This is a genomic window from Amycolatopsis sp. NPDC045836, assembly GCF_056431745.1.
Genome location: NZ_JBWKKF010000024.1, coordinates 90,770 through 105,814, shown reverse-complemented (window position 1 = coordinate 105,814; position 15,045 = coordinate 90,770). Strand labels below are relative to the sequence as shown.

The window sequence follows — 15,045 nt, the reverse complement described above, 5'->3', positions numbered from 1 at the left end:
CCCGATCCCGGTCACCCCGGTCGTCTGCGACTGCGCCTGCGCGACCAGCGGATTGCTCATCCGTCCCCCTTCAGCGACACCTGAAGGGTACGACGTTGGTGAAGGGTGCTTCGGTTCCGGCGGAAAAACCTGGAACCCGATCAGAAGTGTGTGCCCTCGGCAGGATTCGAACCTGCGACACCTGCCTCCGGAGGGCAGTGCTCTATCCCCTGAGCTACGAGGGCCCGCCGCCTGAGCGACTGGGTGAAGCCTATCGCATGCCCAAACCACCCTGACAGCGGGTTGATGATCCCGCCGGACGGGAAGCCCCGGTTGGGGGGTTGGGCCCGGGCGAGCCGCGTCGTAGCGTCGTGGCACAGCTTAGGCTCACCTCTATTGCACTCATGCGCATGTCACTATATATTCCCGGTAGTCGAGGCGGGAGGCAGCGGGATGGGCCACGGACACGGCCATGGACACGGGCACGGCCACACGCCGCCGGGGGGCGCGTCCGGCAAGTACGTGCGGGCGCTGACCGCCGCGCTGGTCATCGGCGCGGCCTTCATGCTGCTGGAGTTCGCCGTCGGGTTCGCGACGTCTTCGCTGGCGTTGATCTCCGACGCGGCACACATGTTCACCGACGTGCTCGGCGTGGGCATGGCGCTCGTGGCGATCCTGCTCGCCCGGCGCAGCGGGCCCACGTTCAGCCGCACCTTCGGGCTCTACCGCGCCGAGGTGCTGGCCGCGCTCGCCAACGCCGTGCTGCTGTTCGGCGTCGCCGGGTACGTGCTCTACGAGGCGATCGGCCGGATCACCGACCCGCCGGAGGTGCCCGGCCTGCCGGTGCTGCTGGTGGCCGCCGCCGGGCTCGCCGCCAACGTGGTGTCGTTCCTGCTGCTGCGGGACGGCGCCAAGGAGAGCATCAACGTCCGCGGTGCCTACCTCGAGGTGCTGGCCGACATGATCGGCTCGTTCGGGGTGCTGCTCAGCGGCCTGATCACGCTGACCACCGGCTGGCGCTACGCCGACCCGATCATCGGTGTCGCCATCGGCCTGTTCGTGCTCCCCCGCACCTGGACGCTGGCCCGCCGCGCGCTGCGGATCCTGTTCCAGCACGCCCCGCAGGGCGTCGACGTGGGCCGGATCAGCGAGGAGCTGGCCGCCCTGCCCGGGGTGGCCGACGTGCACGACCTGCACGTGTGGACGCTGACCTCCGGCATGGAGGTGGCCTCGGCGCACCTGACCGTGGAACCCGCCGCGCACCACCCCGACGTGCTGGTCGAGGCGCAGAACCTGCTGGCGGGCAACTACGGCATCGAGCACGCCACCCTGCAGGTCGAACCGCGGGAATCGGCCCGCAGGTGCGGCGAACTCTCCTGGTGACTACTTGACCTGGCGCGAGAGCCAGCGCTGCAGGGTGACCACGACCAGCAGGATGGTGCCGCTGACCACGGCCTGCCAGTTCGAGTTCAGCGAACCCACCTGGTTGATCACGTTCTTGATCACCTGCAGCAGCAGCACGCCGACCAGCGTGCCGAGGATGGTGCCCGCGCCACCGGTGAGCAGCGTGCCGCCGAGCACCACCGCGGAGATCACCTCCAGCTCCATGCCGACGCCCAGCACGGTCACCCCGGACGAGGTGTAGGAGGCGATCAGCAGCCCGCCGAACCCGGCCAGCAGCCCGGACGCCAGGTAGGTGAGCACCTTGGTGCGCACCACCGGCAGCCCCATCAGGTCGGCCGCGTCCTCCTGCCCGCCGATCGCCAGCACCGTCGAGCCGTAGGTGGTCCGGTGCAGCACCAGCGCGCCGAGGCCGAAGGCGACCACGACGATCCAGATCGGGTAGCCGACGCCCAGCAGCTGGCCCTGCGCCAGCTCGCGGAACGCCGAGTCCGGCGGCACCTTGTACGTGGTCGCGCCCTCGTCGCTGATCAGCAGCAGCACGCCGCGGGCGAACAGCAGCCCCGCCAGCGTGACGATGAACGGCGGCAGCCCGCCGCGGGCGATGACCAGCCCCTGCACCAGGCCGATCGCCCCGCACACCACCAGCGGCAGCAGGATCGCCGCCCAGGTGCCGTACCGCGCGCCCCAGGCGGCCAGCACACCGCCGAGCGCGAACACCGAGCCGACCGACAGGTCGATGCCGCCGGTCATGATCACGAAGGTCATGCCGAGCGCCACCACGGCCAGGAACGACGCCTGCAGCGCGATGTTGGTCAGGTTGCCGGTGGTGCCGAACGAGTCGAACGCGAAGGTCGACGCGAGCACCGCGACCACCAGGATCACCAGCGCGCCCTGGCGCTGCACCGAGCGCGCCACCCTGGCCCGGGTGGCGATGGGGGTGGTGGTCATTTCACCGCCTTCTTCCTGGCCTGCTTCCGGCCGAGCTGCACGTAGACCGCGGCGACCACGATCACCGCCTGCACCACCTGCGCGGTGGAGTCGGGGATGTCGTGGAAGATCAGCGTCGCGGTGATCAACTGCATCAGCAGCGCGCCGGCGATGGTGCCGGCGATGCGGACCTGGCCGCCGGACAGCGGCGTGCCGCCGATCACCACCGCGGTGATCGCGGACAGCTCCACCAGCAGCCCGAGCTTGGTCGGGTCGCTGGCCTGCGACCGCGCCGCCATCAGCACCCCGGCCAGCGCGGCGAGCAGCCCGCAGACCACGTAGGTGGTGATCAGCACCCGCTTCACCGGCAGCCCGGCCAGTTCCGCGGCCTTCTTGTTGCCGCCGATGGCCACCAGCTGGCGGCCGTAGGTGGACCGGCGCACCAGGAACCAGGCCAGTGCGGCGACCACGGCGGCGATCAGCACCACGTACGGGACGCCCAGCAGGTCACCGGAGCCCAGTTCGACCATGCCGTCGTCGCGGATGCTCTTGATCTCGCCGCCGAACACGTTGGCCAGCCCGCGCCCGGCCACCATGATGCCGAGCGTGGCGATGATCGGCTGCACGCCGACCTTCGCCACCAGCACCCCGGCGAGCACCCCGGTCACCGCCCCGGACAGCACGGCGATCAGCAGCGCGACCGCGGTGCCGTAGCCGATGTACAGCGGCACCAGCGCCGCCGCGATGGCCATCACCGCGCCCACCGACAGGTCGATGCCCTCGGTGCCGATCACCAGCGCCATGCCCAGCGCCACCAGCAGCACCGGCGCCACCTGGATCAGCTGCAGGCGCAGCGTGCCGGCGCTGACGAAGTTGTCGGTGACGACCACGTTCACCAGCAGCAGCAACACCAGTGCCACGTAGACGCCGTTGCGGCGCACCCAGTCCTTGTCGAAGCGGCTCATTCGCCGTCCTCCCCCGCCAGCGCGGCCAGCAGCGCCGCGCCGGTGACCCGGTCGCCGGTCAGCTCCCGGCTCACCGCTCCGTTGTGCAGCACCACGATCCGGTCGGCGCCCTCGACCAGTTCCTCCAGTTCGCTGGAGATCAGCACCACCGCGAGCCCCTGGCCGGCCAGTTCGTCGATCAGCCCCTGCACCTCCAGCTTCGCGCCGACGTCGATGCCGCGGGTGGGCTCGTCGAGCAGGAACACCTTCGGTTCGGTGCACAGCCAGCGCGCCATCAGCACCTTCTGCTGGTTGCCGCCGGACAGTTCCCGCACCTTCTGCGCCGGACTGGACGCCTTGATGTGCAGGCGTTTCATGAACGTCTCGACCAGCGCGTCGATCCGGGCCTCGGTGACCAGCCCGGCCCGCGAGAACCGCGGCAGCACGGCCAGCGCGATGTTGTCGCGCACCGACAGGTCCGGGATGATGCCCTCGGCCTTGCGGTCCTCGGACAGCAGCGCGATCCCCGCCCGCAGCGCGTGCCGCACGGAGTTCGCCTTCACCTTCCGGCCGCTGACCGACACCGAACCCGACTGCGCGGGCAGGGCGCCGTAGACCGCCTTGACCGTCTCGCTGCGGCCGGACCCCAGCAGTCCGCCGAGGCCGACCACCTCACCGGGGCGCACGGTCAGCCCGACGCCGGACAGCCGGTGCTTGACGTCCAGCCCGGCCACCTCCAGCACCGGTTCCTCCCCGCGCGTGTGCTCTTCGCCGAACTCGGTGGCACCCTCGCGTTCGACCTGCTCGATGTCCCGGCCGAGCATCCGCGCCACCAGGGTGACCCGGTCCAGCTCGGCCATCGGGCCGGTGTGCACCTGCTGACCGTCCCGCAGCACGGTCACCCGGTCGCACAGCTCCCACAGCTCGTCGAGCCGGTGCGAGACGAAGATCAGGCCGACCCCGCGGTCCCGCAGACCCCGCGCCACGTCGAACAGCGTGGCCACCTCACGGGTTTCCAGCGACGACGTCGGCTCGTCCATGATCACCACGCGGCTGTCCACCGAGACCGCCCGCGCCAGCGCCACCATCTGCTGCACGCCGAGGCCGAGCCTGCCGAGTTCGGCGGTCACGTCCACGTCCAGCCCGAGCGACCGGGTCAGCTCGGCGGCCTGGCGGTTCATCGCCGCCACGTCGATCAGCTTCCACCGGTTGCGCGGCTCCCGGCCGAGGAAGATGTTGCGCGCCACCGAGAGCAGCGGCACCAGGTTGATCTCCTGGTAGATGGTGGAGATCCCGGCGTCCTGCGCGGCGGCGGGCCGGTGGAACTCCACCGGCTGCCCGCCGAAGCGCACCTCGCCGCCGTCGGGCCGGTGCACCCCGGTCAGCACCTTGATCAAGGTCGACTTGCCGGCCCCGTTCTCCCCCACGAGGGCGTGGATCTCCCCCCGCGCGAGGGAGAAATCCACGCCCCGCAGGGCGTGCACACCGCCGAAGGACTTCGTGACGGCGGTGGTTTCCAGCAGTGCGTCAGAAGGCATTGGCGAGGTTCTGGGCCGCGTTGTCCTTGTTGTACTCGTCGTCCTCGATGATGACGTTCTCCGGGATGGCCTCACCGTTGTAGAACTTCTGCGCGGTCTCGAAGGCCAGCGGGCCGAACCGCGGGTTCGACTCGATCACCGCGTTGATCTGCCCGTCCACGATGGCCTGGACCGCGTTGCGGGTGCCGTCGATGGAGACGATCTTGACGTCCTCGCCCGGCTTCTTGCCGGTCGCGGTCACCGCGGTCACCGCACCGAGGCCCATCTCGTCGTTGTGCGCGTAGATCGCGGTGATCTCCGAGTTGGCCTGCAGCAGCTGCTCGGCCACCTGCTGGCCCTTCTCCCTGGCGAAGTTGCCGGTCTGCTCGGCCACGATCTGCAGGCCGGGGTACTGCTTGAGCTGGTCCTTGAACCCGGCGTTGCGGTTGTCGGTGACGTTGTTGCCCGAGGAGCCGAGCAGGATGGCCACCTTGCCGGTGCCGCCGGTCGCCTTGTTCATCGCGTCGGCGGCGCGCTTGCCCTGCTCGTAGAAGTCCGAGCCGAGGAAGGCCACGTAGTCGGTGCAGGGCGTGTTGGTCACCTTGCGGTCGATGGTCAGCACCGGCACGCCCTTGGCCTTGGCCGCGGCCAGCGCCGGGTCGAGGCCGTCGGAGTTCACCGGCGCCACGATGAGGAACTGCGCGCCCTGGTTGAGCAGGTCCTGGATGTCGGCGATCTGCTTGGGCAGCTCGTTGTTCGCGTTGGTCACCAGCAGCTGCTTCACGCCCAGCTGCTCGGCGGCCGACTTGATCGACGCGGTTTCGGCGGCCCGGAAGGCCGCGGTGTCGGGTTCGGACTGCGAGAACCCGACCACCGCGGTCTTCAGGTCCAGTTTCTGCGCCCCGTTCTTCTCCAGGGTGCACCCCTCCCCCGCCCCGGGGGCCTGGCTCTTCACCACCTGCCCGTCACCGCCGGTGGTGCCGGTCGGCGCGGCGGAACTGTTCGAATCTCCCGGATTGGTGCAGCCGGTCAGCGCCAGTCCGGCGGCGGCCAGCAACACGACGCTCAGCCGGGCTTTTCTGTGGTTCATCGTTGAACTCCTCGGTGGGGCGGGGGAAACGGGTGGAAACTAGGGGCGGGTCGCGAGGGCCGCGATCTCCTGGTCGGTCAGCGCGCGGTCGAACAGCCGGACGTCGTCCACGTCCCCGCGGAGGAAGTCGACCTGGTTGCCGCCGTACTGGCCGCGGCCGATCACCGTGTGCCCGGTGGACGCCGAGGCCACGCAGGAGCTCTGCCCGGCGACCTTCCGGCCGTCGACGTAGAGCGAGAGCGTGCCCGCCTTGGCGTCGCGGACACCGGTGAGGTGGTACCAGCGACCGGTTTCCGGCTTCTCCGGCGACAGCGCGCGCAGGCCGACGAAGCTCATCGCCCAGCGCTGGTCCTGGCCGGAGTACTGCAGGAAGAAGGCGCTGTTGCTGCCGGTGTCCTGGCTGACCACGGTCTGGAAGGCACCGTCGGCCGCGTCGAGCTTGGCCCACGCGGACACCGAGTAGCTGCCCGCGGTGTTCACCAGCGCGCTGCCGGTGTCACCGAAACCGCCGCCGTTGAAGGAGACCGCGCCGCCCTGGACGCCGGTGGCCCATTCGGCACCGGTCAGCGTGGCGTCGGCGTCACCGATCGCGTCGGCCGCGGTGGTACCGCTGCCCTCGTCGAACTTGTAGGCGTGCACCCCGTCGGTGCCCGGCGTGCCGGGACCGGGGTCGGGCGCACCGGTGCCGCTGCCGTCGGATTCGCGGATGATCTGCTCGTTGATCGCCTTGACCTGGCCGAAGTCCATCTTCTTCACCTGGCGGTCGTAGGTGAAGAAGCCGTTGACCTCGTGCTCGACGTCGGTGATCTGGGTGTAGATGGCCCCGCCGATGCCGCAGCGCTGCGCGGCCTCGAGCACGTCGGTCTGGTTCTCCACGTACCGGCGGGTCAGCGTGGCCTGGTCCGGGGTCATCTCGTAGGCGTGGCCCTCGCCGAACCACATGTGGCCGTCGATCTCCAGGCCGAAGCCGCCGTGCTCACCGTCCATCGAGGCGCGGTCGGCGTCCGGCACCGGTGTGCCGGGGCCGACGTAGGCGTGCCAGTCGAGCACGTCACCCTTGCCCGAGTCACCGAGCGAGTCGCAGCAGTTCACCCCGCTGTGCGCGTTGACCAGCCTGCTCGGGTCCTGCGCCTTGACCTCCTCGGCGATGCGGCCGGTGGCGTCGCGGTTCCACTCGCCCCAGCCCTCGTTGAACGGCACCCAGCCGATCACCGAGGTCCAGTTCTTCTTCTCCTCGACGATCTCGTGCAGTTCGGTTTCGAACTGCTGCTGCGCGTCGACCGGCGGCCGGCCACCGGTCTTCATCGCCGGCATGTCCTGCCAGACCAGCAGGCCGAGGCGGTCGGCGTGGTAGTACCAGCGGTCGGGTTCGGTCTTGATGTGCTTGCGCACGGTGTTGAAGCCGAGTTCCTTGTGCTGCTCGAGGTCGAAGGCCAGCGCCGCGTCGGTGGGCGCGGTGTAGATGCCGTCCGGCCAGTAGCCCTGGTCCAGGGTGGACATCTGGAACAGGATCTTGCCGTTCAGCGTCATCCGCAGCTTGCCGTCGGCGCCCTCGACCTTGCCGACCTCACGCATGCCGAAGTAGGAGCCGACCCGGTCGACCGGGCGGTCACCGGCGTCCCGCAGCACCACGTCGAGGTCGTAGAGGAAGGGGTTGTCCGGCGACCACAGCTTCGCCCGCGGCACCTCCACCCTGATCTCCCCGGCCGCCGGGCTGCGCTTGCGGCTGACCACGGCACCGCCGTCGCGGACGATCACCTCGGCGGTCAGCTTGCTCGCGTCGCCGCTGGTCTGCACGGTCAGGCCGAGGGTGTTCGTGTCGATGTCCGGGACCATGCCCAGGTTCTCCACGTGCGCGGCGGCCACCGGCTCCATCCAGACCGTCTGCCAGATGCCGGACGCGCCTTCGTAGAAGATGCCGCGGTCGGGCACGATGCGCTGCTTGCCGACCGGCTGCCAGGTCTGGTCCGCGCGGTCCTCGACGCCGACCACGATCTCCTGCTGGCCGCCCGGTTTGAGCGCGTCGGTGATGTCGGCGGAGAAGGCGCCGTAGCCGCCCTTGTGCTCGGCGACCTTCTTGCCGTTGACGTGGACCGACGCGAGGTAGTCCACCGCGCCGAAGTTCAGCTTCAGCCGGTTCTTGCTGCCGACCTGCCAGTTCGGCGGCACGGTCACGGTGCGGCGGTACCACATGTGGTCCTCGTGCCGCTCGATGCCGGAGAGCACCGACTCGGTCGGGTAGGGCACCAGGATGCGCTCACCGAGCGTCTTGCCGAACGGCGGGGCCTCACCGGCGGTGGCGCCGGCGAACTCCCACACGCCGTTGAGGTTCTGCCAGTCCTTGCGGGTCAGCTGCGGCCGCGGGTACTCCGGCAGCGCGTTGTCGGGGTTGACCAGGTGGGTCCAGGGGGTCGGCAGCTTCGGGGTGCCCAGCTGCCATTCCGGCTGCGCCGAAGCTTGCGGGGCCACCACGGTGAGCATCGTCAAGACCGAGGCGAGCGCGGCCACGGCCCACGGTCGTCTGATCTTTCGGCGTCGGCTGACACGTGACATCGTTGTCGTACACCCTTCAGGTGAGGTCCTGGTGAACCAGCGGCTGCTGGCGCCGGGAAACGAGCCCGCGTGTGCCGGCACGGGATGGACTCGCCGTGACACATTTCACGCGGGGACTCAACAGATGTCAACACATCCGACCATACTTACTCAGCTCTCAACATTTGCGCTTGCACCGGCTCTTCCAGGGGATGTCCGATTCGGTTGCGGACAGAACAAGATCCCCGGCGCGGCGGGCCGCACCGGGGATCTGTTGATTCTTGTCTCTTTGTGGGATGGCTGGGCAGAGATCCGACGATGGTCCGATCGGGTCAGAGCAGCCCGCGCCGGACGGCCCACACCACGGCTTCGATCTGCGTGCGCACGCCCAGCTGGTCGCAGATCGCCCGGGTCCGGCGCCGGACGGTGCGGCCGGACAGCCCGAGCCGCCGGGCCACCGCGTCCGCGGGCAGGCCGGAGGCGAGCAGCCGGAGCAGGACCAGGTCGTCCCGGCTGAGGCGGGCCCTGGTCAGCACTTCAAACCCCCCAGCCCATCGCGGCGCCGCCGGTGCGCTCGGCCTCGATCCGCTCCTGGTAGCCGCTGCGGTGGTAGGCGGCGATCGGATCCGGGTCCAGCCCCAGGTCCTGGCGCAGTTCGGCCAGCTTCGGGCGGACGTCGGTGTGGAACGCGTCCATCACCACCGCGTTCGCCCCGAGCACGTCGCCATCGGCCTGCGCCCGCGCCAGCGCGTCGGTGTCGACCAGCAGCGCCTTCGCCGTGGCCTCCTGGACGTTGAGCACCGAGCGGATCATCGCCGGCACCTTCGGTTCCAGGTTGTGGCACTGGTCCAGCATGAACTCCACCCCCGCGGCCGGGTCCAGCCCGCCGGCGGCGACGAGTTCGTGCATGATCCGGAACAGCTGGAACGGGTCCGCCGCACCCACGATCAGGTCGTCGTCGGCGTAGTTGCGGCTGTTGAAGTGGAACCCGCCGAGCCTGCCCTCCCGCAGCAGCACCGCGACGATGAACTCGATGTTCGTGCCCGGCGCGTGGTGGCCGGTGTCCACCAGCACCTGCGCGCGCTCGCCGAGGCGCAGGCACTGGGCGAACGAGGTGCCCCAGTCCGGCACGTCCATGGTGTAGAAGTGCGGCTCGAAGAACTTGTACTCCAGCAGCAGCCGCATGCCTTCCGGCATCCGGTCGTACACCTCGCGCAGGCCGTCGTGCAGCCGGTCCTGGCGGGCGCGGATGTTGTCCTGCCCGGCGTAGTTGGTGCCGTCGGCCAGCCACACCGACAGCACGCCGGACCCGGTGGTGCGGCCGATCTCCACGCACTCCAGCAGGTGGTCCACGGCCTTGCGGCGCACCCCGGGATCGGGGTTGCCCAGGCTGCCGAGCCGGTAGTCGTCCTCCTGGAACACGTTGGGGTTGATGGCGCCCAGCGCGATGCCGCGGTCGGCGGCGTACCGGCCGAGCGCGCCGAAGTCGTCGACGCGGTCCCAGGGGATGTGCAGCGCGATGCTCGGCGCCACGCCGGTCAGCTCGTGCACCTTGGCCGCGTCGTCGATCTTCTCATACGGATCACGCGGGATGCCGCGCTGGGCGAACACCTTGAACCGGGTGCCGGAGTTGCCGTACGCCCAGGACGGGGTCTCGATCCGTTGCGTGCGCAGGACCGCCGCGGCCGCTGTCCACGAACTCATGGTGTGCCTCTCAGAAGTCGAACCGGTCGATGTTGGCCGCGTCGAACACGGTCGGCGGGCCGAGCACGACCTCGCCCTCCGCACCGATGGTGTACTCCCCCAGCTCCCCGGCGGTGAACTTCTCGCCCTGGGCGCCGGTGATCCGGCCGGACGCCAGCGCGGTCGCCGCCTGCACCCCGAGGTACCCGAGCTTGTCCGGCTCCCACAACGCGAACTTGCCGACCGTGCCGTCCTTGACGTAGGCCCGCAGCTGGTTCGGCGTGCCGAGCCCGGTCAGCGCCACCTTGCCCCGGTACGCCGAGGAACTGAGGTAGCGCCCGGCCGCGGCCAGCCCCACCGTCGTCGGCGAGACGATGCCCTTGAGCTGCGGGTGCGCCTGCAGCAGCCCCTGGGTCTTCTGGAACGAGGTCTGGTCGTCGTCGTTGCCGTAGGCGATCTCGACCAGCTCCAACCCGGCGTGCTCGGGTTTCGCCAGTTCCTGCTTCATGATCTCGATCCAGGTGTTCTGGTTGGTGGCGTTCGGGGTCGCCGAGAGAATGGCGATCTCCCCGTTGCCGCCGATCGCCTCGGAGATCAGCTGGACCTGTTTCACCGCGATGTCACGGGAATCGGCCTGGTTGATGAACACGTCACGCGCGTCGGTGGCCACGTCGGAATCCAGCGTGACCACCTTCATCCCCTGCCGGCGCGCGGTCTTCAACGCCGGTGCGACCGCGTTCTCGTCGTTGGCCGCCATGATCAGCGCGTCCTGGCGCTGCTGTGCGGCGGTGTTGATGTAGGTGACCTGCGAGGAAGCGCTGGCGTCGGACGGACCGGTCGCCTTGAACTCGGCCCCCAGCTCACCCGCCGCCTTCTCACCGCCCTGCTGGACCACGGTGAAGTACGGATTGTTCACCTGCTTGGGCAGGAAGGTCATCTTCAGCCCGGTCTTCAGCGGGGCCGCCGGATCCGCCGCGCCGGTGGCCTGCGGGGCGGGTCCCGGCCCGGCGCTGTCCTTGGTGGTGCCCCCGCAGGAGGCGAGCAGCAGGACCAGGCCGAGCACCGCGGCACCCCGTCGTGCGACGGTGGGAACGTTCATCAGGTTTTCCTTCCCGCTGGGAGAAACCGGCTGCCGAGCAAGCGCGGGACGAGCACCCCGGCGAGCAGCAGGGCGCCGGTGACCACGGTGATCACCTCGGTCGACACGTCGTCGAGGATCAACAGGTGACGCAGCCCGCCGAGCAGCAGCACCCCGGCGATGACCCCGCCGAGCGTGCCCCGCCCGCCGAAGATGGACACCCCGCCCAGCAGCACCGCGGCGACCACGGCCAGTTCGAGCCCGTTGCCGTTGTCCGCGCGGGCGCTGGAGAACCGCAGCGTGTAGACGATGCCCGCGAGCGCCGCGACGGCCCCGGTCAGCACGAAGAGGATCAGCTTGACCCGCTTGACGCGGATCCCGGAGAACCAGGCGGCTTCGGCGTTGGCACCGATGGCGAAGGTGGCCCGGCCGAACGCGCTGAAGTGCAGCAGCACGGCGAACCCGACGGCCAGCCCGGCGAACAGCAGGATCGGGTACGGGACACCGGTCCCGGGGATCGGCGCGTTGCCGAACTGGGTGAAGCTCGCCGGGAAGTCGGCGACCGCGGTGTCACCGAGCAGCACCAGCGCGAGCCCGCGGTACAACGCGAGCGTGCCGATGGTGACCGCGAGCGAGGGCAGCCCGAGGCGGGTGACCAGCAGTCCGTTGACCGCCCCGCAGACCGCACCGGCGACGACCGCCACCGGCAGGATCAGCTCCAGCGCCCACCCGGCGTTCCACAGCGTGCCGACCAGCGCGCTGGACAGGCCGAGCACCGAGGCGACGGACAGGTCGATCTCACCGGCGACCACCACCAGGGTCAGCGGCAGCGCGATCAACGCGATCTCGGCGATGTCCAGGCCCAGGTAGAACAGGTTGCCGCCGGAGAGGAAGGCGCCGCCGGTGCGGATGGCGCCGAACACCGCGACCAGCACCAGCAGCAGCACCAGCACCGACTCCCAGCGCAGCAGCCGCGTCATCACGCACCCCCGTTCCTCGTTCGGCGCAAAGCCGCCGCCAGCCGCAGCGCCACCAGCCGGTCGAGCGAGATCGCCGCGAGCAGCAGCGCGCCGGTGATCGCCTGCTGCCAGAACGCGGGCACGCCGAGCACCACCAGCGAACCGGCGATGGTGCTCAGCAGCAACGCCCCCAGCGCCGCGCCGAGCACGGTGCCCGACCCGCCGAAGATGGCCACCCCGCCGACCACCACGGCCGCGACCACCTGCAGTTCCAGCCCGGTGCCCGCGGCGGCGTCGACCGTGCCGTAGCGCGCCGCCCACAACGCACCGGCGAGCCCGGCGATGGCCCCGGACACGGCGAACGCGGTGAACGTGCGCCGCCCCACCGGGATCCCGGCGAGCACCGCGGCTTCCGGGTTGGAGCCGATCGCGTAGAGCTGGCGCCCGGACCGGTAGGAGCGCAGGAAGTACCAGGCGGCCAGCACCACGACGAGGGTGATCAGCACGAGGTTCGGCACGCCGAGCAGGCGCCCGCTGCCCAGGGAGAGCAGCCCGGCGGGCAGGTCGGCGGCGTTGATCTGCTGCCCGGAGGCGAGCGCGAAGTCGAGGCCGCGGAAGACGTACAGCGTGCCGAGGGTGACCACCAGGCTCGGCACCCGGCCCAGCGCGACCACCAGGCCGTTCGCCGCACCGCAGGCCAGGCCGATCAGCACGCCGAGCGCGATCCCGGCGAGCACGGGCAGGTCCTCCTGCGAGGCGAAGGTGTCGGCGGTGAGGAAGGCGGCCAGGCCGAGGACCGAGCCGACGGACAGGTCCACGTTGCGGGTGATCACCACGATGGTCTGGCCGACCGCGAGCAGCGCCACGATCGAGGCGTTGAGCAGCAGGTCGCGCACGCTCTGGGCCTCGACGAACCGCGGGTTGCCCAGCGCCGTGCCGCCGACCACCAGCAGCAGCGCGAGCAGGATGCCGAGTTCGCGGACCTTGCCCGCGCGATCGGCGAGCCGCCGGGCGCTCCCGCCGCGCTCCACCGGTCTTGTACCGTCCACAGTGGACTGCGCGGTCATGCCCGGCCCGCCGCCGCCAGCGCCACCGACTCCTCGGTGGCCGACGCCCGGTCCAGCTCGGCGACGAGGCGGCCCTCGTGCATCACCAGCACGCGGTCGGCCATGCCCAGCACCTCGGGCAGCTCGGAGGAGATCATCAGCACCGCCACCCCGGCCGCGGCCAGTTCGGCGAGCAGCCGGTGCACCTCGGCCTTGGTGCCGACGTCGATGCCGCGGGTCGGCTCGTCCACGATCAACACGGCCGGCTCGCGGGCCAGCCACTTCGCCAGCACCACCTTCTGCTGGTTGCCGCCGGAGAGCACCCCGACCGGGTCGGCGAGCCGGGAGAACCTCAGGCGCAGTTTGACGGCCCAGTCCCGGGCGAGCGCGCGTTCGTCGGCCCTCCGGATCAGCCCGCCGCGGCTGAGCGCGCCGAGCGAGGCCAGCGCCGCGTTGCGCTCGATGGAGGCGTCCATCACCAGGCCCTGCTGCCTGCGGTCCTCCGGCACGAAGCCGATCCCGGCGGCCATCGCGGCGGTCGGCGAGCCCGGTTCGAGCCGTTTGCCGTGACGGTGCACGGTTCCGGCGTCGGGCCTGTCGATGCCGAAGACGGCTCGGGCCACCTCGCTGCGCCCGGCACCGACCAGCCCGGCGAGCGCGACGATCTCGCCCGCTCTCAGCTCGAAGGAGATGTCGGTGAACACGCCTTCCCTGGTCAGGCGGCTGACTCGCAGGGCCGTCTCGCCGGGGGTCTTGTCCTGCTCGGGGAAGAGCGTGGACAGCTCGCGGCCGACCATGCGGCGGACCAGGTCCTCGGGGGTGTGCCCGGCCAGTTCGCCGGTCCAGACGTGCTCGCCGTCGCGCAACACCGTGGCGCTGGTGCACAGCTCGAACACCTCGTCGAGCCGGTGGGACACGAACAACACCGCCACCCCGGCGTCGAGCAGGGCGCGGACCACGCCGAACAGCCTCCTGGCCTCCACTTCGGACAGTGCAGCGGTCGGCTCGTCCATCACCACGACGCGGGCGTCGAAGGACAGGGCCTTGGCGACCTCGATGAGCTGCTGATCGGCGATCGACAACCCGCGAGCCGGGCGGGCCGGGTCGAGCGCCACCCCGAGCCGTTCGAACAACTCGCGCACGGCCTCGTGCATCGCCCCGGTGTCGATGCGGCGGCCGGCCCGCAGCGGCTGGCGGCCCATGAACACGTTCTCGGCCACGGAGAGGTCGCCGAACAGGGTGGGTTCCTGGTAGATCACCGCTATCCCGGCCGCCCTGGCGTCGGCGGGGCCACCGAATCGCCTCGGCACGCCGTCGACCAGCACGGTTCCCTCGTCGGGCCGGTGCACCCCGGCGAGGACCTTGATCAACGTGGACTTGCCTGCGCCGTTCTCCCCGAGCAGGGCGTGCGCGCGGCCCTCGTGCAGGCCGAGCGTGACGCGCCGGAGCGCCCGCACCGCGCCGAAGCCCTTGGAGACCTCGCGCAACCCGGTCACCTGCTCAGCCGCCACTGGCGCTCCTAAATCGTTTCAATCCAGGACTGAGCCGAGAGTGCTTCGAAGCTGTGACCCATGTCAAGTTCTGGCGGTGAGCTATCCCGTAAATGACGCTCGGCGCTTACGATGAGTGCATCCCCTGTTGCGCATCGCTATCGCAATGAGGTCTGCTTTGCAACGTTTCAAGGCACATTGCTGGTCGCCGCGTGGTCATACCCTGGTGGAGCCGAACCGAGTTGCACCGCGGTGCAGCCGAGCCCCAGACCGAAGCGGTCGAGACTCTCTCTCAAGATCTAGTGAACTCGGCCTCGGCAGATCGCCGGACGAACCCCCGCCGCTCCTAGGGGGCGTCCAAGCCCAGCGTACCGCCCGCCGCCGGCGGTGGAGGGT

The 15,045-nt window shown here is 70.4% G+C and carries 12 protein-coding genes and 1 tRNA gene; 1 reads left to right on the top strand and 12 read right to left on the bottom strand.

Features of this window, described 5'->3' with window-relative positions:
• Positions 1-151 precede the first annotated feature (151 nt).
• Positions 152-224 (bottom strand) — tRNA-Arg (locus AC07EG_RS33740).
• 208 nt (positions 225-432) lie between these two features.
• Here AC07EG_RS33740 and AC07EG_RS33735 point away from each other — a divergent pair.
• Positions 433-1,362 (top strand): cation diffusion facilitator family transporter, encoded by a 930-nt coding sequence (locus AC07EG_RS33735; RefSeq protein WP_478257296.1) that lies wholly within the window; start codon positions 433-435, stop codon positions 1,360-1,362.
• On the opposite strand, the gene AC07EG_RS33730 is transcribed toward AC07EG_RS33735, so the two are convergent.
• From AC07EG_RS33730 to AC07EG_RS33680, 11 genes are all read right to left on the bottom strand, one after another.
• Positions 1,363-2,331 (bottom strand): ABC transporter permease, encoded by a 969-nt coding sequence (locus AC07EG_RS33730; RefSeq protein WP_478257295.1) that lies wholly within the window; start codon positions 2,329-2,331, stop codon positions 1,363-1,365.
• Entirely contained in the window at positions 2,328-3,275 is a 948-nt protein-coding gene (locus AC07EG_RS33725; protein WP_478257294.1) for an ABC transporter permease, read from the bottom strand. The genes AC07EG_RS33730 and AC07EG_RS33725 overlap by 4 nt, the downstream gene beginning before the upstream one ends.
• Positions 3,272-4,792 carry a sugar ABC transporter ATP-binding protein gene (locus AC07EG_RS33720; protein WP_478257293.1) on the bottom strand — a complete coding sequence of 507 codons (1,521 nt, stop codon included), beginning with the start codon at positions 4,790-4,792 and terminating at the stop codon, positions 3,272-3,274. Before AC07EG_RS33720 ends, AC07EG_RS33725 begins: the two co-directional genes overlap by 4 nt.
• A complete protein-coding gene (locus tag AC07EG_RS33715) occupies positions 4,782-5,861 on the bottom strand; it encodes an ABC transporter substrate-binding protein (protein WP_478257292.1) in 1,080 nt (359 codons plus the stop codon). Before AC07EG_RS33715 ends, AC07EG_RS33720 begins: the two co-directional genes overlap by 11 nt.
• Positions 5,862-5,900: 39 nt before the next feature.
• On the bottom strand, positions 5,901-8,342 hold the full coding sequence (locus tag AC07EG_RS33710; protein WP_478257291.1) for a LamG-like jellyroll fold domain-containing protein: 2,442 nt from the start codon (positions 8,340-8,342) through the stop codon (positions 5,901-5,903).
• 383 nt (positions 8,343-8,725) lie between these two features.
• Positions 8,726-8,929, bottom strand: a complete 204-nt coding sequence (locus AC07EG_RS33705; protein WP_478257290.1) for a LuxR C-terminal-related transcriptional regulator — start codon at positions 8,927-8,929, stop codon at positions 8,726-8,728.
• A gap of 1 nt (position 8,930) precedes the next feature.
• Positions 8,931-10,097 carry an L-rhamnose isomerase gene (rhaI, locus tag AC07EG_RS33700; protein ID WP_478257289.1) on the bottom strand — a complete coding sequence of 389 codons (1,167 nt, stop codon included), beginning with the start codon at positions 10,095-10,097 and terminating at the stop codon, positions 8,931-8,933.
• A 10-nt stretch (positions 10,098-10,107) separates the two neighbouring features.
• Positions 10,108-11,175, bottom strand: coding sequence for a rhamnose ABC transporter substrate-binding protein (rhaS, locus tag AC07EG_RS33695; protein WP_478257288.1), 1,068 nt, complete (start codon positions 11,173-11,175; stop codon positions 10,108-10,110).
• Positions 11,175-12,134: an ABC transporter permease gene (locus AC07EG_RS33690; protein ID WP_478257287.1), complete on the bottom strand. Its 960-nt coding sequence runs from the start codon at positions 12,132-12,134 to the stop codon at positions 11,175-11,177. Before AC07EG_RS33690 ends, rhaS begins: the two co-directional genes overlap by 1 nt.
• Positions 12,134-13,180 (bottom strand): ABC transporter permease, encoded by a 1,047-nt coding sequence (locus tag AC07EG_RS33685; protein WP_478257286.1) that lies wholly within the window; start codon positions 13,178-13,180, stop codon positions 12,134-12,136. The genes AC07EG_RS33690 and AC07EG_RS33685 overlap by 1 nt, the downstream gene beginning before the upstream one ends.
• A complete protein-coding gene (locus tag AC07EG_RS33680) occupies positions 13,177-14,670 on the bottom strand; it encodes a sugar ABC transporter ATP-binding protein (protein ID WP_478257285.1) in 1,494 nt (497 codons plus the stop codon). The genes AC07EG_RS33685 and AC07EG_RS33680 overlap by 4 nt, the downstream gene beginning before the upstream one ends.
• Positions 14,671-15,045 lie beyond the last annotated feature (375 nt).